This window comes from Pseudomonas sp. P5_B2, from assembly GCF_056400445.1.
The window spans coordinates 1-19,789 of sequence record NZ_JBFULH010000048.1 but is presented as its reverse complement, the minus strand read 5'-3'; the positions used below and the strand labels follow the sequence as shown (position 1 = coordinate 19,789).

At 59.8% G+C, this 19,789-nt stretch carries 17 protein-coding genes and 1 tRNA gene; 17 read left to right on the top strand and 1 reads right to left on the bottom strand.

The window, feature by feature from the left end:
- On the bottom strand, positions 1–726 hold a 726-nt coding region (locus AC1DRJ_RS07690; RefSeq protein WP_477801581.1), incomplete at its 3' end, for a LysR family transcriptional regulator.
- Between the two features lie 147 nt (positions 727–873).
- Between AC1DRJ_RS07690 and leuC the strand changes: the two genes are divergently transcribed.
- The 17 genes from leuC (at position 874) to AC1DRJ_RS07605 (ending at position 19,746) form a co-directional block, all read left to right on the top strand.
- Positions 874–2,292: a 3-isopropylmalate dehydratase large subunit gene (leuC, locus tag AC1DRJ_RS07685; protein WP_477801580.1), complete on the top strand. Its 1,419-nt coding sequence runs from the start codon at positions 874–876 to the stop codon at positions 2,290–2,292.
- 11 nt (positions 2,293–2,303) lie between these two features.
- Positions 2,304–2,948 carry a 3-isopropylmalate dehydratase small subunit gene (gene leuD, locus AC1DRJ_RS07680; RefSeq protein WP_477801579.1) on the top strand — a complete coding sequence of 215 codons (645 nt, stop codon included), beginning with the start codon at positions 2,304–2,306 and terminating at the stop codon, positions 2,946–2,948.
- Between the two features lie 157 nt (positions 2,949–3,105).
- Positions 3,106–3,873, top strand: coding sequence for a class I SAM-dependent methyltransferase (locus tag AC1DRJ_RS07675; RefSeq protein WP_477801578.1), 768 nt, complete (start codon positions 3,106–3,108; stop codon positions 3,871–3,873).
- A gap of 64 nt (positions 3,874–3,937) precedes the next feature.
- Positions 3,938–5,020 (top strand): 3-isopropylmalate dehydrogenase, encoded by a 1,083-nt coding sequence (leuB, locus tag AC1DRJ_RS07670; protein ID WP_477801577.1) that lies wholly within the window; start codon positions 3,938–3,940, stop codon positions 5,018–5,020.
- A gap of 69 nt (positions 5,021–5,089) precedes the next feature.
- Positions 5,090–6,202 carry an aspartate-semialdehyde dehydrogenase gene (gene asd / locus AC1DRJ_RS07665; RefSeq protein WP_477801576.1) on the top strand — a complete coding sequence of 371 codons (1,113 nt, stop codon included), beginning with the start codon at positions 5,090–5,092 and terminating at the stop codon, positions 6,200–6,202.
- A 246-nt stretch (positions 6,203–6,448) separates the two neighbouring features.
- A complete protein-coding gene (locus tag AC1DRJ_RS07660; protein ID WP_477801575.1) occupies positions 6,449–7,459 on the top strand; it encodes an aspartate-semialdehyde dehydrogenase in 1,011 nt (336 codons plus the stop codon).
- Positions 7,460–7,668: 209 nt separating this feature from the next.
- The gene (locus tag AC1DRJ_RS07655; protein WP_477801574.1) at positions 7,669–10,284 is read left to right on the top strand and encodes a motility hub landmark protein FimV; all 2,616 of its coding nucleotides are present in this window, start codon (positions 7,669–7,671) and stop codon (positions 10,282–10,284) included.
- Positions 10,285–10,555: 271 nt separating this feature from the next.
- Positions 10,556–11,410, top strand: coding sequence for a tRNA pseudouridine(38-40) synthase TruA (gene truA, locus AC1DRJ_RS07650; protein WP_477801573.1), 855 nt, complete (start codon positions 10,556–10,558; stop codon positions 11,408–11,410).
- A 63-nt stretch (positions 11,411–11,473) separates the two neighbouring features.
- Complete coding sequence (locus AC1DRJ_RS07645) at positions 11,474–12,100, top strand: phosphoribosylanthranilate isomerase (RefSeq protein ID WP_477801572.1); 627 nt, start codon at positions 11,474–11,476, stop codon at positions 12,098–12,100.
- A 249-nt stretch (positions 12,101–12,349) separates the two neighbouring features.
- Positions 12,350–13,270, top strand: coding sequence for an acetyl-CoA carboxylase, carboxyltransferase subunit beta (accD, locus tag AC1DRJ_RS07640; RefSeq protein ID WP_477801571.1), 921 nt, complete (start codon positions 12,350–12,352; stop codon positions 13,268–13,270).
- Complete coding sequence (gene folC, locus AC1DRJ_RS07635; protein ID WP_477801570.1) at positions 13,267–14,574, top strand: bifunctional tetrahydrofolate synthase/dihydrofolate synthase; 1,308 nt, start codon at positions 13,267–13,269, stop codon at positions 14,572–14,574. The genes accD and folC overlap by 4 nt, the downstream gene beginning before the upstream one ends.
- Positions 14,558–15,217 (top strand): SPOR domain-containing protein, encoded by a 660-nt coding sequence (locus tag AC1DRJ_RS07630; protein WP_477801569.1) that lies wholly within the window; start codon positions 14,558–14,560, stop codon positions 15,215–15,217. Before folC ends, AC1DRJ_RS07630 begins: the two co-directional genes overlap by 17 nt.
- A gap of 99 nt (positions 15,218–15,316) precedes the next feature.
- Entirely contained in the window at positions 15,317–15,877 is a 561-nt protein-coding gene (locus AC1DRJ_RS07625; protein WP_477801568.1) for a CvpA family protein, read from the top strand.
- A gap of 41 nt (positions 15,878–15,918) precedes the next feature.
- Positions 15,919–17,424 carry an amidophosphoribosyltransferase gene (purF, locus tag AC1DRJ_RS07620; protein WP_477801567.1) on the top strand — a complete coding sequence of 502 codons (1,506 nt, stop codon included), beginning with the start codon at positions 15,919–15,921 and terminating at the stop codon, positions 17,422–17,424.
- Between the two features lie 79 nt (positions 17,425–17,503).
- Positions 17,504–18,715: an O-succinylhomoserine sulfhydrylase gene (locus tag AC1DRJ_RS07615; protein WP_223511460.1), complete on the top strand. Its 1,212-nt coding sequence runs from the start codon at positions 17,504–17,506 to the stop codon at positions 18,713–18,715.
- Entirely contained in the window at positions 18,712–19,488 is a 777-nt protein-coding gene (locus AC1DRJ_RS07610; RefSeq protein WP_477801566.1) for an SDR family oxidoreductase, read from the top strand. Before AC1DRJ_RS07615 ends, AC1DRJ_RS07610 begins: the two co-directional genes overlap by 4 nt.
- Before the next feature lie 182 nt (positions 19,489–19,670).
- A tRNA-Val gene (locus tag AC1DRJ_RS07605) sits at positions 19,671–19,746 on the top strand.
- Positions 19,747–19,789: the final 43 nt, after the last annotated feature.

Here is a 19,789-nt window from a genome sequence, read left to right as displayed (position 1 = left end):
CGGCAATACGCTCCAGGCCAAGCCGATGGAGACCATCATCTTGATCGTTTCCAGATAATTCGTGCTCATGGCGATGTTCGGTGTCAAGCCCTGCGCCTCGAACAGGCGCTGAACGATGTGATGAGTAAAGGTGTTGCCGCCAGGGAAAACCGCCGGATGCAGGGCGATGTCTGCCAGATTCACCGGGCCGTTGCTGATCAGCGAATGCTCCGGGGCGACCACGAAATCGAGCGGGTCGTCCCACACCGGTGTCGCCTTGACCAGCGTGTGCGGCTCCGGCGCCAACGTAATCACCGCCAGTTCCGCGCGGCCATGGAGGATTTCTTCGTAGGCCACTTCCGAATCGAGGAACTGAATATCCAGCGCCACTTGTGGGTAACGCCGGGTGAATTCCCTTAATAAGGGTGGCAAACGGTGCAAACCGATGTGGTGACTGGTGGCCAGGGTCAGGCGGCCGGACACTTCGCCGGTCAGATTGGTCAGGGCGCGCCGGGTGTCGTCCAGCACATTCAGTATCTGATAAGCCCGTGGCAGCAGGGCGCGGCCGGCCTCGGTCAGGCCGACTTCACGGCCCAGGCGATCAAACAGCCGCACCTTCAATTGCTGTTCCAGTCCGGCAATACGTTTGCTGATCGCCGGCTGCGTCAGGTGCAGCCGTTCGCCGGCGCCGGAGAAGCTCCCGCTCTCGGCAATCGCGATAAAGGCATTGAGGTTGGCAAGATCCATCGTTGTATTCCAGTTGGTTATCCAAAGCATAAAAAATATGAATTTGAGTTATTTAATGTAACSCCCTAGGATCGACCTCACAAGCCAAGGGGTTATTGAATTGCTCAAAGCCCAGGGCATAGAAACAAGCTGATGAGGAACCGTCTGATGGCCGGCAAAACGCTCTACGACAAGCTCTGGGATTCGCACTTGGTCAAACAGCGCGACGATGGCTCGGCGTTGATTTATATCGATCGTCACATCATCCACGAAGTGACCTCGCCGCAAGCCTTTGAAGGCCTGCGTCTGGCCGGGCGCAAGCCTTGGCGCATCGATGCCAACATCGCGACCCCGGACCACAACGTACCGACCACACCGGAGCGCAAGGGCGGCATCGAAGCCATTGTCGATCAGGTCTCGCGTTTGCAGGTTCAGACCCTCGACGACAACTGTGATGAATACGGCATTGTCGAATTCAAGATGAACGACATTCGCCAAGGCATCGTCCACGTCATCGGCCCGGAACAGGGCGCAACCTTGCCGGGCATGACCGTGGTCTGCGGCGACTCCCATACCTCAACCCACGGTGCGTTCGGTGCCCTGGCTCACGGTATCGGTACTTCCGAGGTCGAGCACGTGCTCGCCACTCAGTGCCTGGTCGCCCAGAAAATGAAGAATATGCTGGTGTCGGTCGAAGGCCAATTGCCGTTCGGCGTGACGGCCAAGGACATCGTCCTCGCCGTGATCGGCAAAATCGGCACCGCTGGCGGTAACGGCCATGCCATTGAATTCGCCGGTAGCGCGATTCGTGACTTGTCGGTTGAAGGCCGCATGACCATCTGCAATATGTCCATCGAGGCCGGCGCTCGCGTAGGCCTGGTGGCGGCGGACGAAAAAACCGTGGCCTATGTGAAGGGCCGTCCATTCGCCCCGAAAGGCGCGGAATGGGACTTGGCCGTCGAAGCGTGGAAAGACCTGGTGTCGGATAAGGACGCCACGTTCGACACCATCGTTGAACTCGACGCTACCCAGATCAAGCCGCAAGTCAGCTGGGGTACTTCGCCTGAGATGGTGTTGGCGGTCGATCAGAACGTTCCGGATCCTGCGAAAGAAATGGACCTGGTCAAACGTGACTCGATCGTGCGCGCCTTGAAGTACATGGGTTTGACCGCCAATCAGGCGATCACCGACATTCAGCTCGATCGCGTGTTTATCGGCTCCTGCACCAACTCGCGGATTGAAGACTTGCGCGCCGCTGCCGTGATCGCCAAGGGCCGCAAAGTCGCGTCGACCATCAAGCAGGCCATCGTCGTGCCGGGCTCGGGTCTGGTGAAGGCGCAGGCCGAAGCAGAAGGGCTGGACAAGATTTTCCTCGAGGCCGGTTTTGAATGGCGTGAGCCGGGTTGCTCGATGTGCCTGGCGATGAACCCGGACCGTTTGGAGTCGGGCGAGCATTGCGCTTCGACTTCCAACCGCAACTTCGAAGGCCGTCAGGGCGCCGGTGGTCGCACTCACCTCGTCAGCCCGGCGATGGCCGCCGCCGCTGCTGTAAACGGTCGTTTCATCGACGTCCGTGAATTGATCTAAAGGAGCGCAGCATGAAAGCTTTTACCCAGCACACTGGTCTTGTCGCGCCTTTGGATCGTGCCAACGTCGATACCGATCAGATCATTCCGAAGCAGTTTTTGAAGTCGATCAAGCGCACCGGTTTCGGCCCGAACCTGTTCGATGAATGGCGTTATCTGGACGTGGGGCAGCCGTATCAGGACAACTCCAAACGTCCGCTGAACAAGGACTTCGTCCTCAATGCCGAACGTTATCAAGGCGCCAGCGTGTTGCTGGCCCGCGAGAACTTCGGTTGCGGCTCCAGCCGTGAGCACGCGCCATGGGCGCTGGAAGAATACGGTTTCCGCAGCATCATCGCGCCGAGCTACGCCGATATCTTCTTCAACAACAGCTTCAAGAACGGCTTGCTGCCGATCATCTTGAGCGACGCTGAAGTGGATGAGCTGTTCCAGCAGGTTGAAGCGAATCCTGGCTATCAGTTGCAGGTTGATCTGCAAGCCCAGACCGTGACCCGCCCGGACGGCAAGGTGCATCACTTTGAAATTGATGCCTTTCGCAAGCATTGCCTGCTGAACGGTCTGGACGATATCGGCCTGACGTTGATGGACCATGAGGCGATTGCAACGTTTGAGGCCAAGCACCGTGCGAGCCAGCCTTGGTTGTTTCGCGACGCTTGATTGATCCGAAATTGATATAGGTAGGGCCGGCCTCTTCGCGAGCAAGCCCGCTCCCACATTTGATCTTCGGAGCTCACGCTATCAATGTGGGAGCGGGCTTGTTTGCGAAGACGGCAGAACAGACACCACAAGGCTCACCCCCCAAAAGGAAGTCCCCATGACCAGCACCGCCCAGCACACCCAGGTCGTCCAAAAGCAATTCGGTGAACAGGCCGCGGCCTATCTGAGCAGCGCCGTTCACGCTCAAGGCACCGAATTTGCGCTGCTACAGGCCGAACTGGCCGGGCAGGGCGATGCTCGAGTACTGGACCTGGGCTGCGGCGCCGGCCATGTGAGTTTTCATGTGGCCTCGCTGGTCAAGGAAGTGGTGGCCTACGATCTGTCCCAACAGATGCTCGACGTGGTCGCCGGTGCTGCCGTTGATCGTGGCTTGGGCAACGTATCGACGGTCCTCGGTGCCGCCGAGCGCCTGCCATTCGCCGATGGCGAGTTTGACTTCGTGTTCAGCCGTTATTCGGCGCACCATTGGAGCGATCTCGGCCTGGCGCTGCGGGAAGTTCGTCGAGTGCTGAAGCCGGGTGGCGTGGCGGCGTTCGTCGATGTGTTGTCACCGGGCAGTCCGTTGTTCGACACTTACCTGCAAAGCGTCGAAGTGCTGCGCGACACCAGCCATGTGCGCGATTATTCCGCCGGCGAGTGGTTGCGTCAGGTCAGTGAAGCGGGGTTGCATACCCGCAGCACCACGCGTCAACGGCTGCGTCTGGAGTACAACAGCTGGGTTGAGCGTATGCGTACACCTGAAGTGATGCGTGCGGCCATCCGCGAGTTGCAGCAGTCGATGGGCAATGAAGTACGCGAATATTTCGAGATTGAGGCCGACGGCTCGTTCAGTACCGATGTGCTGGTGCTGATTGCAGAACGATAAGCTCCGGGCGATAGAATTTTTCCGGGTGCGCCAAGGGCGCACCGACTGATGACACGAGGAAAGCATGAGCAAGCAGATTCTGATTCTCCCAGGTGACGGTATTGGCCCGGAAATCATGGCCGAAGCGGTCAAGGTGCTGGAACTGGCCAGCGACAAGTACAGCCTGGGCTTCGAACTGAGCCACGACGTGATCGGCGGCGCGGCCATCGACAAGCACGGCGTGCCATTGGCCGACGAAACCCTGGAGCGTGCCCGCGCAGCCGACGCTGTGCTGCTGGGCGCCGTGGGCGGCCCGAAATGGGACACCATCGAGCGTGACATCCGCCCTGAACGCGGTCTGCTGAAAATCCGTGCGCAACTGGGCCTGTTCGGCAACCTGCGTCCGGCGATCCTGTACCCGCAACTGGCCGAGGCTTCGAGCCTGAAACCGGAAATCGTGGCTGGCCTGGACATCCTGATCGTTCGCGAACTGACCGGCGGTATCTACTTCGGCGCGCCACGCGGCACCCGAACCCTGGAAAACGGCGAGCGTCAGTCCTACGACACCCTGCCATACAGCGAGAGCGAAATCCGCCGCATTGCCCGCGTCGGTTTCGACATGGCCATGGTGCGCGGCAAGAAGCTGTGCTCGGTGGACAAGGCTAACGTGTTGGCGTCCAGCCAGCTGTGGCGTGAAATCGTCGAGGAAGTGGCCAAGGATTACCCGCAAGTCGAACTGAGTCACATGTACGTCGACAACGCCGCCATGCAGCTGGTGCGTGCACCGAAGCAGTTTGACGTGATCGTCACCGACAACATGTTCGGCGATATCCTGTCCGACCAGGCCTCGATGCTCACCGGTTCCATCGGCATGCTGCCGTCGGCGTCCCTGGACACCAACAACAAGGGCATGTACGAGCCATGCCATGGTTCGGCCCCGGACATCGCTGGCAAGGGCATTGCCAACCCGCTGGCGACCATTTTGTCGGTGTCGATGATGCTGCGTTACAGCTTCAACCAGCAGGCTGCGGCCGATGCCATCGAGAAAGCCGTGAGCCTGGTGCTGGACCAGGGCCTGCGCACGGGCGATATTTGGTCGACGGGTTGCACTAAAGTCGGTACGCAAGAAATGGGCGACGCAGTAGTCGCGGCGCTGCGGAATCTGTAATCTCTCGGGCCCGCTGCCACTTTCAACTTCGAAAGCAGCGGCCCACTTTTTTAAGAAGGTGTAGTTGCGATGAAACGTGTAGGTCTGATCGGTTGGCGCGGTATGGTCGGTTCCGTGCTCATGCAGCGGATGCTGGAAGAGCAGGATTTCGATCTTATTGAGCCGGTGTTTTTCACCACTTCCAATGTCGGTGGCCAAGGCCCGTCCGTGGGCAAGGACATTGCTCCGCTCAAGGACGCTTACAGCATTGAAGAGCTGAAAACCCTCGACGTGATTCTGACCTGCCAGGGTGGCGACTACACCAGCGAAGTATTCCCCAAGCTGCGCGAAGCCGGCTGGCAGGGTTACTGGATCGACGCTGCTTCCAGCCTGCGCATGCAGGATGACGCAGTCATCGTCCTGGACCCGGTCAACCGCAAGGTCATCGACCAGCAGCTGGATGCCGGCACCAAGAACTACATCGGCGGCAACTGCACCGTCAGCCTGATGCTGATGGGCCTGGGCGGTCTGTTCGAAGCCGGTCTGGTCGAGTGGATGAGCGCCATGACCTATCAGGCGGCCTCCGGTGCGGGCGCGCAGAACATGCGTGAACTGATCAAGCAAATGGGCGCGACCCACGCAGCTGTCGCCGATCAACTGGCTGACCCGGCCAGCGCCATCCTCGACATCGACCGTCGTGTGGCCGAGGCCATGCGCAGTGAAGCGTACCCGACCGAAAACTTCGGTGTACCGCTGGCCGGCAGCCTGATCCCATGGATCGACAAGGAACTGCCGAACGGTCAAAGCCGCGAAGAGTGGAAGGCCCAGGCCGAGACCAACAAGATCCTCGGTCGCTTCAAGAGCCCGATCCCGGTCGACGGCATCTGCGTGCGCATCGGCGCCATGCGCTGCCACAGCCAGGCACTGACCATCAAATTGAACAAAGACGTGCCGATCGCCGATATCGAAGGGTTGATCAGCCAGCACAACCCTTGGGTGAAACTGGTACCGAACAACCGCGACATCAGCATGCAGGAGCTGAGCCCGACCAAGGTCACCGGCACCCTGAACGTGCCGGTTGGCCGTCTGCGCAAGCTGAACATGGGTTCGCAATTCCTCGGTGCCTTCACCGTCGGCGACCAACTGCTGTGGGGCGCGGCCGAACCGCTGCGTCGCATGCTGCGGATTCTGCTTGAGCGTTGATTGGTTGAAGCAATAAAAGAGCCCGCGCCTTGAAAGAGGTGCGGGTTTTTTTATTCCTCCGATCGTTCCCACGTTCTGCGTGGGAATGCCGCCTGGGACGCTCCGCGTCCCGGTTCTTTATGTGACGCAGAGCGTCAGGGGATGCATTCCCACGCGGAGCGTGGGAATGATCAGGGGAGGTGCGAATTGCCTGCACGCCACCCACCCGGTAAAGTGCCGCTCCCCCGTTTCGCCTGAGGTAGAACCATGAGCCAGTCCTTTGATATCGCCGTGATCGGCGCCACCGGAACTGTCGGCGAAACGCTGGTGCAGATTCTTGAAGAGCGCGATTTTCCGGTCGCCAACCTGCATTTGCTGGCGAGCAGCGAGTCGGCCGGGCATTCGGTGCCGTTTCGCGGCAAGAATGTGCGGGTGCGGGAAGTCGATGAGTTCGATTTCAGCAAGGTCCAGTTGGTGTTTTTCGCGGCTGGCCCGGCGGTGACCCTCAGTTTCGCCTCGCGCGCCAGCGCCGCCGGTTGCTCGTTGATCGACTTGTCTGGTGCTTTGTCGGCTGATCAGGCACCGCAAGTGGTACCGGAAGCCAATGCCGAGGTGTTGGCGGGATTGAAAAAACCCTTCCAGGTCAGCAGCCCGAGCCCGTCAGCCACCACCTTGGCCGTGGTGCTGGCGCCGTTGCTTGGGGTGATCGATCTGCAACGGGTCAACGTGACCGCCAGCCTGGCGGTCTCCGCCCAAGGTCGCGAAGCGGTGACGGAGCTGGCCCGGCAAACCGCCGAGCTGCTGAACGTGCGTCCTCTGGAGCCGACGTTCTTTGATCGGCAAATGGCGTTCAACCTGCTGGCTCAGGTCGGCAAGCCGGATGAGCAAGGCCATACGCTGCTGGAAAAACGCTTGGTGCGCGAGCTGCGGCAGGTGTTGGCGTTGCCGTCATTAAAGATTTCCGTCACTTGCATTCAAGCCCCGGTGTTTTTTGGCGATAGCTTTAGTGTGACCTTGCAGTCAGCGAGCGCTGTCGACCTGGCGAAAGTCAACGCGGCGCTGGAAGATGCGCCCGGTATTGAACTGGTCGAGGCCGGCGATTATCCGACCGCGGTGGGCGATGCGGTGGGGCAGGACGTGGTGTACGTTGGTCGGGTTCGCAGCGGTATCGACGACCTGTCGGAACTTAATGTGTGGCTGACGTCAGATAACGTACGCAAAGGCGCGGCGCTCAATGCTGTGCAAGTGGCTGAATTGTTGATAAAAGACCTGCTGTAAAAGATAATTGGCAACAATTCGCACAATGTTTTCAGCCGAGCGTCAGGCTTGGCCGCAGTGCTGCAAGAAAGCCGCCCAGCGGGGCTTTGCGAGGTACTGCAAGAAATAATCGCGCGCAATGACACGTCGATGCCGCGCGCAATGCCTTACGGCAGCGACTATCAAGACCTTCTCGCTGGCCGAGGAATGTTCAAACAAAGGATGAGGCTATGGTTCAAGTTCGCAAACTGGTGTTAGCAATTGCGGCCGCCTCGGCGCTGTCCTCCGGCATGGCACATGCCCTCGGGCTCGGGGAATTGACCCTGAAGTCGACGCTGAACCAACCTTTAGTGGCGGAAATCGAGCTGCTTGATGTCAAGGACCTTACGGCTGCCGAAGTCGTGCCGAGCMTGGCCTCACCCGAAGACTTTGCCAAGGCCGGCGTTGATCGCCAGGCATTTCTCAATGACCTGACCTTTACGCCGGTGCTCAACGCCAGTGGTAAAAGCATCCTGCGTGTGACTTCCAGCAAACCACTGTCCGAACCCATGGTGAAATTCCTGGTTCAAGTGATGTGGCCAAACGGTCGCCTGTTGCGCGATTACAGCGTGCTGCTCGATCCGTCCAAATTCTCGCCGCAGACCGCTGAAGCGGCTGCGCAGCCTGCGCCGACTCAGGCCGTCACGGCCCCCGTGACCGGTGCCACCCAGCCGGCTCAGCACACCACCGCACCGCGCGATACTCTGTGGGAAATCGCCGCGAAGGCGCGCAACGGTGGCTCGATTCAGCAAACCATGCTGGCCATCCAGGCATTGAATCCGGATGCCTTTATCGACGGCAACATCAACCGCCTGAAAACCGGTCAGGTTCTGCGTCTGCCGGATCAGGCGCAAACCACCAGCCTGCCGCATCCCAAGGCAATCGCTGAAGTGTCCGCGCAGAACACTGCTTGGCGCCAGGGTCGTCGTTATGTGGCGAAGCCCGGCACCGGCCAGCAACAACTCGATGCCACCAATCGTGGCAACGCTGACACCGCTACTGCACAAGCCACCCAGGACAAGCTGAGCCTGGTTTCTGCCGAATCGGGCAAGGCGGGTGGTAAGGGCGCAGCGGGCGATGCCAAAAACCTGGGCAACAAGCTGGCCGTCACCCAGGAAAGCCTCGACACGACCCGTCGTGACAACGCTGAACTGAAAAGCCGCATGACTGATCTGCAAAGTCAGATGGACAAGCTGCAACGCCTGATCGAGCTGAAGAACAATCAATTGGCCAAGTTGCAGGCCGAAGGTGCTGCGGATGCATCTGCTGAAACGGCTGCTCCGGCCCTATCGGCTGAGTTGGCAACCAGCCCTGCGACAACTCCGGCTGAAGTAGCACCGGCTCCGGCAGCAGCTGCGCCAGAAGCTGCTCCTGCCGAACCGACAACCGAGCCAGCACCGGCTGTCTCCGACAACCAGAAATTCAACGAGCTGCTGACCAATCCATTCCTGTTGGGACTGATAGGTGGCGGTGCGGTGGTTCTGGCGCTCTTGCTGCTGTTGCTGGCACGTCGCCGCAAAGCTCAGCAAGAAGCCGAGAAACATCTGCGCATGGCCCGTGCCCTGTCAGAAGGGCAGGATCTATCCTTTGACAGCGACCTGTCGCAAAGCAGCTTCGACGACCTGGATGTTGCGCCACCGAGCGCAAAACTCGCCACTGCACCGACCCCCGCTCCAACGCCAGAGCCAGAGCCAGTGATTGCGCCGGTTGTGGTAACTGCGCCAATAGCGGCACCGCTGGTATCGCCTGCCGCCGAGCGTGATGAGGATGTGCTGAGCAGGGCGCAGTCGCACATCACCGCCGGTCGCCTGAGCCAGGCTGCCACCTTGTTGGAAGACGGCATCAAGCAAGAACCGCAGCGCAGTGAGCTGCGTTTGAAGCTTATGGAGGTTTACGGTCAACAGGGCGACCGTGATGCGTTCGTGGGCCAGGAACGCCAACTGGTCGCCAACGGCGACAACTTCGCCCAGGTTGAAAAACTCAAGGCACGCTTCCCGGCCATGGCCGTGGTCGCCGCAAGTGGTCTGGCCGCAGCGGCCATCGCTGCAGAACTGGACGCTCAGTACGTCAAAGACCTGCTGCTGGACGAGCCGCAAGCTCCAGCTCCGGCACCTGCCGATGATGAATTCGACAGCGCTTTTGACTTGAGCCTGGACGACCTGGAAGCCGCTTCACCTGCTGCGGTTGCGCCAGAAGCAGACGCTTTGACTGAGCTGGACGAGTTTCCGCTGGATGACGATTTGAGCTTTGAATCGGTATTGCAGCAGCAAACCGCAATCAAGGAAAACCTCGACGACCTGTCRGATTTCGATCTGGACATGGATCTGGGCGCAGATCCGTCGCCGGCCATCCTCGCTGAAGACGACTTCTTGCTGGAGTTGGACGAAGGCGTGAAGGATTTGCCTGTCGTGCCGCAAGTGCCGCAAGACGATCTGGAGCTGCCTGCCGATTTTGATTTGTCGCTGGCTGATGAAATGGATGCGATACCGGCGGAGCCTCGTGCCGCTGACATTCCAGAGTCCTTTGAGTTTGAACCGGGTGAGGTCGACGCCGAGCTGGATCGTTTGTCCCCGAGCATTGGCGAGCCAAGCTTTACCGCAGAAGATGCCATGGCCTCGGCGGCTGACGAGCCGGACTTCGACTTCCTCTCCGGTACGGATGAGGTCGCTACCAAGCTCGATCTGGCCCAGGCCTATATCGACATGGGCGACAGCGACGGCGCACGGGACATCCTCAATGAGGTGCTGACCGAGGGCGATGTCGGGCAGAGGAGCGAAGCCAAGGAAATGCTTTCGCATCTGGCTTGAGTGATCAATCAGCAGTAAATAAAACGGCAGCCCATTGAGGCTGCCGTTTTTGTTATCGCGGTGGGTCAGCGGTGTTGGGTCTATGGCTATTGCGAGCAGGCTCACTCCCGCAGGGGGATGTATTTCAATGTGGGAGCGAGCCTGCTCGCGATGAGTCCATCACAGCCAACAGGGATGTTGAGGCCAATAAACAAAAAACACACGCCTCTGGCGTCCCGGTCCAGCAGCCTTATAATGCCCGCCTTTGCGCACATCAGCAGGCTGTCACCCCTTGGCAAATATAGATAATCCGGCTGCCGAACTGGCGGCCGATGGCTTTTTCCGGATCGCATTGGGCGTTGAATACAAAGGCTCGCGCTATCGTGGCTGGCAACGCCAGGCCTCCGGCGTGCTCACGGTGCAGGAAACCCTTGAGAAAGCCTTGTCCAAAGTCGCCGATTCACCGGTGTCGTTGCTGTGCGCCGGACGAACGGACGCTGGTGTGCATGCGTGTGGTCAAGTAGTGCATTTCGACACGCAGGTCGAGCGTTCGATGAAGGCCTGGGTCATGGGCGCCAATATCAATTTGCCGCACGACGTCAGCGTCAGCTGGGCCAAGGTCATGCCGGCGCATTTTCATGCACGGTTCAAAGCCATCGCACGGCGCTACCGCTATGTGATCTACAACGATCAGATCCGTCCGGCGCACCTCAACGAAGAAATCACCTGGAATCACCGCCCGCTGGACGTCGAGCGCATGGCCGAAGCGGCGCAGTACCTGGTGGGTACCCATGATTTCAGTGCGTTCCGTGCCGGGCAGTGCCAGGCCAAGTCGCCGATCAAGGAACTGCATCACCTGCGGGTCACGCGTCACGGCAAGATGATCGTGCTGGACATCCGCGCCAGTGCGTTCCTGCACCACATGGTGCGCAACATTGCGGGCGTGCTGATGACCATCGGTACCGGCGAGCGTCCGGTGGAGTGGATGAAGGAAGTGTTGGAGAGCCGCATTCGCCGTTCCGGCGGAGTGACGGCGCATCCGTTCGGCCTGTATCTGGTTCAAGTCGAGTATCGGGATGAATTCCAATTGCCCGAGCGTTACATTGGCCCACACTTCCTGACCGGTTTCACGGAACTTGACGGCTGACGCCCTCGAACGCATTTGTTACCATCCGGGACTTTCCCGGAATTGCCCTGAGGATTTATCGACATGTCTGCCGTTCGCAGCAAGATTTGCGGGATCACCCGCATAGAAGATGCGTTGGCGGCGGTCGAGGCTGGGGCCGATGCGATCGGATTTGTGTTTTACGCCAAAAGCCCCCGGGCCGTGACGTTCCAACAGGCGCGCGACATCATCAAGGCGCTGCCGCCGTTTGTCACCACCGTGGGATTGTTCGTCAACGCCAGTCGTTGCGAGCTGGGCGAGTTGCTCGATGCCGTGCCGCTGGACCTGTTGCAGTTCCATGGTGACGAAACGGCCTCCGAGTGTGAAGGCTGGCATCGTCCGTACATCAAGGCGCTACGGGTCAAGGCGGGTGACGATATCGCCGCAGCCTGCGATGCGTTCCCCAGCGCCAGCGGTATCCTGCTCGACGCCTACGTTGAAGGTGTGCCGGGCGGAACGGGTGAAGCATTTGACTGGTCTCTGATACCGCAAGGCCTGAGCAAGCCGATCATTCTGGCGGGCGGTTTGACCCCCGATAACGTCGCCGGCGCGATTGCCCGGGTTCGGCCTTATGCGGTGGATGTCAGCGGCGGGGTCGAGGCGAGCAAGGGCATCAAGGATCACGCGAAGATTCAGGCGTTCATCAAGGCGGTTGTGGGAGCGGTCGAGTGAAACGAGGCTGCGATTTTTTGAACCAACCGATGATGTGACGGCTGGCAGACTGCCGCCGTCCACTGCTGTGTACACAAGAGGTGCACCTGCACAAAGCAGGCATGGCTGAGGATTTACGGGTTGTACGCAGGTCGCTTTCACTGACCCGGCCACCCGAACGATCATCGCCACATATATGAATTTAGCTCAAGGGCATACGCGGGGCTGCGAACCAGAGCGTTCGGGCCGCCGGTACTGGAGAAAGAAAGCATGAGCAACTGGTTAGTAGACAAACTGATCCCTTCGATCATGCGTTCCGAGGTCAAGAAGAGCTCGGTGCCTGAAGGTCTGTGGCACAAATGCCCGTCTTGCGAGGCTGTGCTGTACCGTCCGGAGCTGGAAAAGACCCTGGATGTTTGCCCGAAGTGCAACCACCACATGCGTATCGGCGCCCGCGCCCGCATTGATATCTTCCTCGACGCTGAAGGTCGTGCCGAACTGGGCGCGGACCTGGAGCCGGTTGACCGTCTGAAATTCCGTGACGGCAAAAAGTACAAGGATCGCCTGACCGCTGCCCAGAAGCAGACCGGCGAAAAAGACGCACTGATCTCCATGACTGGCACCTTGTTGGGTATGCCGGTTGTGGTGGCAGCCTTCGAATTTTCCTTCATGGGTGGTTCGATGGGTGCCATCGTTGGTGAGCGTTTTGTTCGCGCTGCCAATTACGCGCTGGAAAAGAAATGCCCGATGATCTGCTTCGCCGCTTCCGGTGGCGCGCGGATGCAGGAAGCCCTGATCTCCCTGATGCAAATGGCCAAGACCTCGGCGGTGCTGGCGCGTCTGCGTGAAGAAGGCATTCCGTTCATCTCGGTGTTGACCGACCCGGTCTACGGCGGCGTTTCCGCCAGCCTGGCGATGCTCGGTGATGTCATCGTCGGTGAGCCAAAAGCCCTGATCGGCTTCGCTGGCCCGCGCGTGATCGAGCAAACCGTGCGTGAAAAGCTGCCGGAAGGCTTCCAGCGCAGTGAATTCTTGCTGGAACACGGTGCCATCGACATGATCATTCACCGTCAGGAGCTGCGTCCGCGTCTGGGCAATCTGCTGGCACAAATGATGGGGCTGCCGACGCCGACATTCGTTGCTGCGCCAATCGAGCCGATCGTGGTTCCGCCGGTACCTGCGAACGTATGACCGAGCGCACCCTTGGCGAGTGGCTCGCCTACCTTGAGCAGTTGCACCCTTCGGCCATCGACATGGGCCTGGAGCGTTCGCAGCAGGTAGCGTCCCGCATGGGGCTGGGCAAGCCGGCGCCCAGGGTGATCACGGTCACCGGCACCAACGGCAAGGGTTCAACCTGCGCATTCGTGGCTTCGTTGCTGCGGGCGCAGGGCCTGAACGTCGGTGTCTACAATTCTCCGCATCTGCTGCGTTACAACGAGCGGGTGCAGGTCAACGGTGTCGAAGCCACGGACGCCGCGTTGTGCGAAGCCTTCGCCGCAGTCGAGGCCGGTCGTGGCAATACGTCCCTGACCTATTTCGAAATGGGCACCCTGGCGGCGTTCTGGCTGTTTCAGCAAGCCGGTCTCGATGCCGTGGTGTTGGAAGTCGGTCTGGGCGGGCGCCTGGATACGGTCAATGTGGTAGATGCCGACATGGCGCTGGTCACCAGCATTGGCGTCGATCATGCGGATTATCTGGGTGATACCCGTGAGTCTGTGGCCTTTGAAAAGGCCGGCATCTTCCGTCAGGGCGCGCCTGCGCTCTGTGGTGATCTGAATCCCCCACAGCCGCTGCTGGACAAGACGCGCGAGCTGGCTTGCCCGTTTTTCCTGCGCGGCCGCGATTTCGATCTCGGCGTGACTGATCACAATTGGCAATGGCGCGGGCTTGATGCTCAAGGGCGAGTGGTCGAGTTGCACGATTTGCCGTTGCTCGATCTGCCGATGGAAAACGCCGCGTTGGCCCTGCAGGCCTATCTGCTGCTCGGGTTGCCGTGGGTGGATGCACAGATTATTGATGCGCTGAAATCGACGCGGGTGGTGGGGCGTCTCGACCGTCGTCAGTTCGACTGGCAGGGCAAGCGCCTGAACCTGTTACTGGACGTGGGCCATAACCCGCATGCAGCCGAGTACCTGGCTCGCCGCTTGGCCAGTCGTCCGCCGACCGGCAAGCGTCTGGCGGTGTTCGGTTTGCTGGCTGACAAGGATCTGGATGGTGTTGTCGGTGAATTGAGTGCTAGTGTCCAGCATTGGGCGGTCGCGCCGCTGGACTCGCCTCGCGCGCGCCCGGTTGCCGATTTGCAGGCTGCTTTGCAGAACCTTGGCGCGTCGGTAACGTCCTATGACAGCGTGGCGGCAGCCCTGGAAGGGCAGAGCGCGCTGGCGACGAGCGACGACGAGATACTGTTGTTCGGTTCATTTTATTGTGTCGCCGAGGCCCTTGATTGGTTGGCCCGGCGCTCCACGGAGGAAGCGGCAAATGGCATTGCTGGATAAGGCCTACAAACAACGCATGGTCGGCGCGCTCGTGCTGGTAGCGCTGGCGGTGATTTTCCTGCCGATGCTGTTTTCCCGTCAGGATGAGCAGCGTCAGGTGACGGTCGATGCACCGGCGATGCCGCATGCGCCGGAGCTGCCGCAAGTGCAGGTCGAGCCAGTAGCGGTGCCTGAGCCGCAGGCGCTGCCTCAAGAGCCTGTGCCGAGCGATGATGAAATCGCTCAGCAGGAAGCGCCATTGGCGCCCATTGCGCCGGCTGTACCTGTGACTCCGGCGCCTGTCGCCAAACCGGTTGTCACGGCACCTGCGCCAACTGCCAAGTCTACGACGCCGCCCACTCAGCCAATCGCGGCTGCACCAGCCAGGCCGGATACCACGCAAAGTCGCATCGATGCCAATGGCCTGTCGATCAGCTGGTCGATTCAAGTGGCCAGCCTGTCGAATCGCCAAAGCGCGGAAAGCTTGCAGAAAACCCTGCGTAGCCAAGGCTATAACGCCTATATCCGCTCGGCCGATGGCAAGAATCGGGTGTTCGTCGGACCACTGATCGAGCGTGCCGAAGCCGATCGTTTGCGCGACTTGTTGAGTCGCCAACATAACCTCAAGGGGTTTGTCGTGCGCTTCCAGCCCGAACGCGGTTAAAAACTATCGCCCCGATTTGAAATGCACTGACAATCGCCGCTTACCGATCAGCATGGGCTCTGCTAAAATGCGCCGCCTTATCCGTCTGTAGGCTGCACTGTGCCATTTACCTGGGTTGACTGGGCGATCGTTGCAATCGTCGCCATCTCCGCATTGATCAGTCTGAGCCGAGGCTTCGTCAAAGAAGCGCTGTCGCTGGTGACCTGGATCATTGCAGGAGCCGTTGCCTGGATGTTCGGTGGTTCATTGTCCGAGTACCTCGCCGGATACATCCAAACGCCGTCGGCTCGTGTGATCACGGGCTGTGCAATCATGTTTGTCGCCACGTTAATCGTAGGCGCAATGGTCAATTATCTTATCGGCGAATTGGTTCGCGTCACCGGGCTTTCCGGGACCGATCGATTCCTCGGCATGGCCTTCGGTGCAGCGCGTGGCGTGTTGCTGGTGGTCGTGGCGGTCGGGCTGTTGAGCCTGGGGCCGGTACAGCAGGACGGGTGGTGGAAAGAGTCACAGCTCGTGCCAAAATTTCTATTGGTTGCAGACTGGTCCAAAAACCTGATTCTCGGGTGGAGCAGTCAGTGGCTTGCCAGCGGTATCAGCGTACCCGCTGAGATACCGTTCAAGGAGCAACTCTTGCCGATGGCCAAAACGCCTCAGTGAGTGTTGTTCAGTTCAGATCCATTAAGTAGGGGTTGCGTCGCATGTGTGGCATCGTCGGTATCGTCGGTAAGTCGAACGTCAATCAGGCGCTGTATGACGCGCTAACCGTGCTCCAGCACCGCGGCCAGGACGCTGCCGGTATCGTGACCAGCCATGATGGCCGGTTATTCCTGCGCAAGGACAACGGACTGGTGCGTGACGTGTTCCATCAGCGTCACATGCAGCGCCTGGTCGGCCACATGGGCATTGGCCATGTGCGTTACCCGACCGCAGGCAGCTCGACCTCGGCCGAAGCTCAACCGTTTTACGTCAACTCGCCGTACGGCATCACGTTGGCGCACAACGGTAACCTGACCAACGTTGAACAGCTGGCCAAGGAGATTTACGAATCTGACCTTCGTCACGTCAACACCAACTCCGATTCGGAAGTCCTGCTGAACGTGTTCGCTCACGAACTGGCCCAGCGCGGCAAGTTGCAGCCAACCGAAGAAGACGTTTTCGCCGCTGTTACTGACGTGCACGCCCGTTGCGTCGGCGGCTACGCAGTCGTGGCAATGGTGACCGGTTACGGCATCGTCGGTTTCCGCGACCCGCACGGCATCCGCCCGATTGTCTTCGGTCAGCGTCACACCGACGAAGGCGTCGAGTACATGATCGCCTCCGAAAGCGTCTCCCTGGACGTGCTCGGTTTCACCCTGATTCGCGACCTGGCACCAGGCGAAGCGGTCTACATCACTGAAGACGGCAAGCTGCACACCCGTCAATGCGCGACCAACCCGTCCCTGACCCCGTGCATCTTCGAACACGTCTACCTGGCGCGTCCGGACTCGATCATCGACGGTGTTTCGGTCTACAAGGCCCGTCTGCGCATGGGCGAGAAACTCGCCGAGAAGATCCTGCGTGAGCGTCCTGATCACGACATCGACGTGGTCATCCCGATCCCCGACACCAGCCGCACCGCGGCCCTGGAGCTGGCCAACCACTTGGGCGTCAAGTTCCGCGAAGGTTTCGTGAAGAACCGCTACATCGGCCGGACCTTCATCATGCCGGGCCAGGCTGCACGGAAAAAATCCGTACGCCAGAAGCTCAACGCGATCGAGCTGGAATTCCGTGGCAAGAACGTCATGCTGGTGGACGACTCGATCGTTCGCGGCACGACCTGCAAGCAGATTATCCAGATGGCTCGCGAAGCCGGCGCCAAAAACGTCTACTTCTGCTCCGCCGCACCGGCCGTTCGTTACCCGAACGTCTACGGCATCGACATGCCGAGCGCTCACGAGCTGATCGCCCACAACCGTTCGACCCAGGACGTGGCCGACCTGATCGGCGCTGACTGGTTGATCTATCAGGACTTGCCTGACTTGATTGAAGCGGTCGGTGGCGGCAAGATCAAGATCGACAAGTTCGATTGCGCGGTGTTCGATGGCCATTACGTCACCGGCGACGTCGATGAGGCATACCTGAACAAGATCGAGCAGGCACGTAACGATGCCTCCAAGGTCAAGACGCAGGCAGTCAGTGCGATCATCGATCTGTACAACAACTGAGTAACTACCGGCCCTGAGGGGCCGGTTTTGTATCTACTAAAGACTCTCTATATCAAGAAGCAAGGCAAGGAGTGAAAGCATGAGTCAGGATTGGGATGCCGGTCGGCTGGACAGCGACCTTGAAGGCGTAGCGTTCGATACCCTGGCCGTACGCGCCGGTCAGCACCGCACGCCGGAAGGCGAACACGGTGATCCGATGTTCTTCACCTCCAGCTACGTATTCCGTACCGCTGCCGACGCGGCGGCACGCTTTGCCGGTGAAGTGCCGGGCAATGTCTACTCTCGCTACACAAACCCGACCGTGCGTGCGTTCGAAGAGCGTATTGCTGCTCTGGAAAGTGCCGAGCAAGCCGTGGCCACTGCCACCGGCATGGCCGCGATCATGGCGGTGGTGATGAGCCTGTGCAGCGCCGGGGATCATGTGCTGGTTTCTCGCAGCGTGTTCGGTTCGACCATTAGCCTGTTCGAAAAGTACTTCAAGCGCTTTGGCATCGAAGTCGATTACGTACCTCTGGCGGACTTGTCCGGTTGGGATGCGGCGATCAAATCCAACACCAAATTGCTTTTTGTCGAGTCGCCATCGAACCCGCTGGCTGAGTTGGTGGACATCGCCGCGCTGGCGGAGATTGCGCACGTAAAAGGCGCGATGCTCGTCGTCGACAACTGCTTCTGCACCCCGGCATTGCAGCAGCCGCTGACAATGGGTGCGGACATCGTCGTGCATTCGGCAACCAAATTCATCGATGGCCAGGGCCGTTGCATGGGTGGTGTCGTGGCTGGTCGCAGCGAACAGATGAAAGAGGTGGTCGGTTTCCTGCGCACTGCCGGGCCAACCCTCAGCCCGTTCAACGCCTGGATTTTCCTCAAGGGCCTCGAAACCCTGAACCTGCGGATGAAGGCGCATTGCGCCAACGCCCAGCAACTGGCCGAATGGCTGGAGCAGCAGGATGGTATCGAAAAAGTCCATTACGCCGGCCTGAAAAGCCATCCGCAGCACGAACTGGCTCAGCGCCAGCAGAAAGGTTTCGGAGCGGTGGTCAGTTTCGAGGTCAAGGGCGGCAAAGAGGGCGCCTGGCGCTTTATCGATGCGACCCGCCTGATTTCGATCACGGCCAATCTTGGTGATACCAAGACCACCATCACCCATCCGAGCACCACCTCTCACGGTCGTCTTGCACCGCAAGAGCGTGAAGCGGCAGGTATTCGTGACAGCCTGATCCGCATTGCGGTCGGCCTGGAAGACGTCGCTGACCTGCAAGCCGACCTGGCACGCGGGTTGGCGGCCTTGTGATCGAGTTGTCCACGCCGACAGCCGGGGCCAATGGTCGTGTTGCACTGGTCACCGGTGCGGCGCGCGGCATTGGGTTGGGGATTGCGGCCTGGTTGATCAGCGAAGGCTGGCAAGTGGTGCTGAGCGATCTGGATCGGGTGCGCGGTTCGAAGGTGGCGAAGGTGCTGGGTGACAACGCCTGGTTTATCGCCATGGACGTCTCGAACGAAGGGCAGGTGGCGCTGGGTGTTGCAGAGGTTCTTGGGCAGTTCGGGCGACTGGATGCGCTGGTGTGCAACGCGGCGGTGGCCGATCCGCACAACATTACGCTGGAAAGCCTCGATCTGGCCTACTGGAACCGCGTGTTGGCGGTGAATCTCAKTGGGCCGATGCTGTTGGCCAAGCACTGCGCGCCGTACCTGCGAGCGCACAGCGGTGCAATCGTCAACCTGGCCTCGACCCGCGCGGGGCAGTCGGAGCCCGATACAGAGGCTTACGCGGCGAGCAAGGGCGGTCTGTTAGCGCTGACTCACGCATTGGCGATCAGCCTTGGGCCGGAAATACGTGTGAATGCGGTCAGCCCTGGCTGGATCGACACGCGAGACCCTTCTGTGCGACGTGCCGAGCCTCTGACCGATGCCGATCATGCCCAGCATCCGGCGGGCAGGGTGGGGACGGTCGAGGATGTCGCGGCGATGGTGGCGTGGCTGCTGTCGAAGAATGCCGGTTTTGTCACGGGGCAGGAGTTTGTGGTCGATGGTGGCATGACCAAGAAGATGATTTATGAGCAGTGAGAAACAGCTTCAGGCTTCAAGCTGCAAGTAAAAGCGCGACTGTGTTATGCCAGCTTCACTCGTGACGGCTTCCACTTGTGGCTTGAAGCTTGCCCCTTGCAGCTGATTTTGAAAAAACTTCAATCCTGCTATTGACTTAGGTTCGGTACCTGCGTAAATTTCGCGGCCTCGGAGATGCAAACGGGTGATTAGCTCAGCTGGGAGAGCGTCTGCCTTACAAGCAGAATGTCGGCGGTTCGATCCCGTCATCACCCACCACTTCCGAGAGTCTTGTGAAAGCAAGATGGAAGCTGTTAAAAGC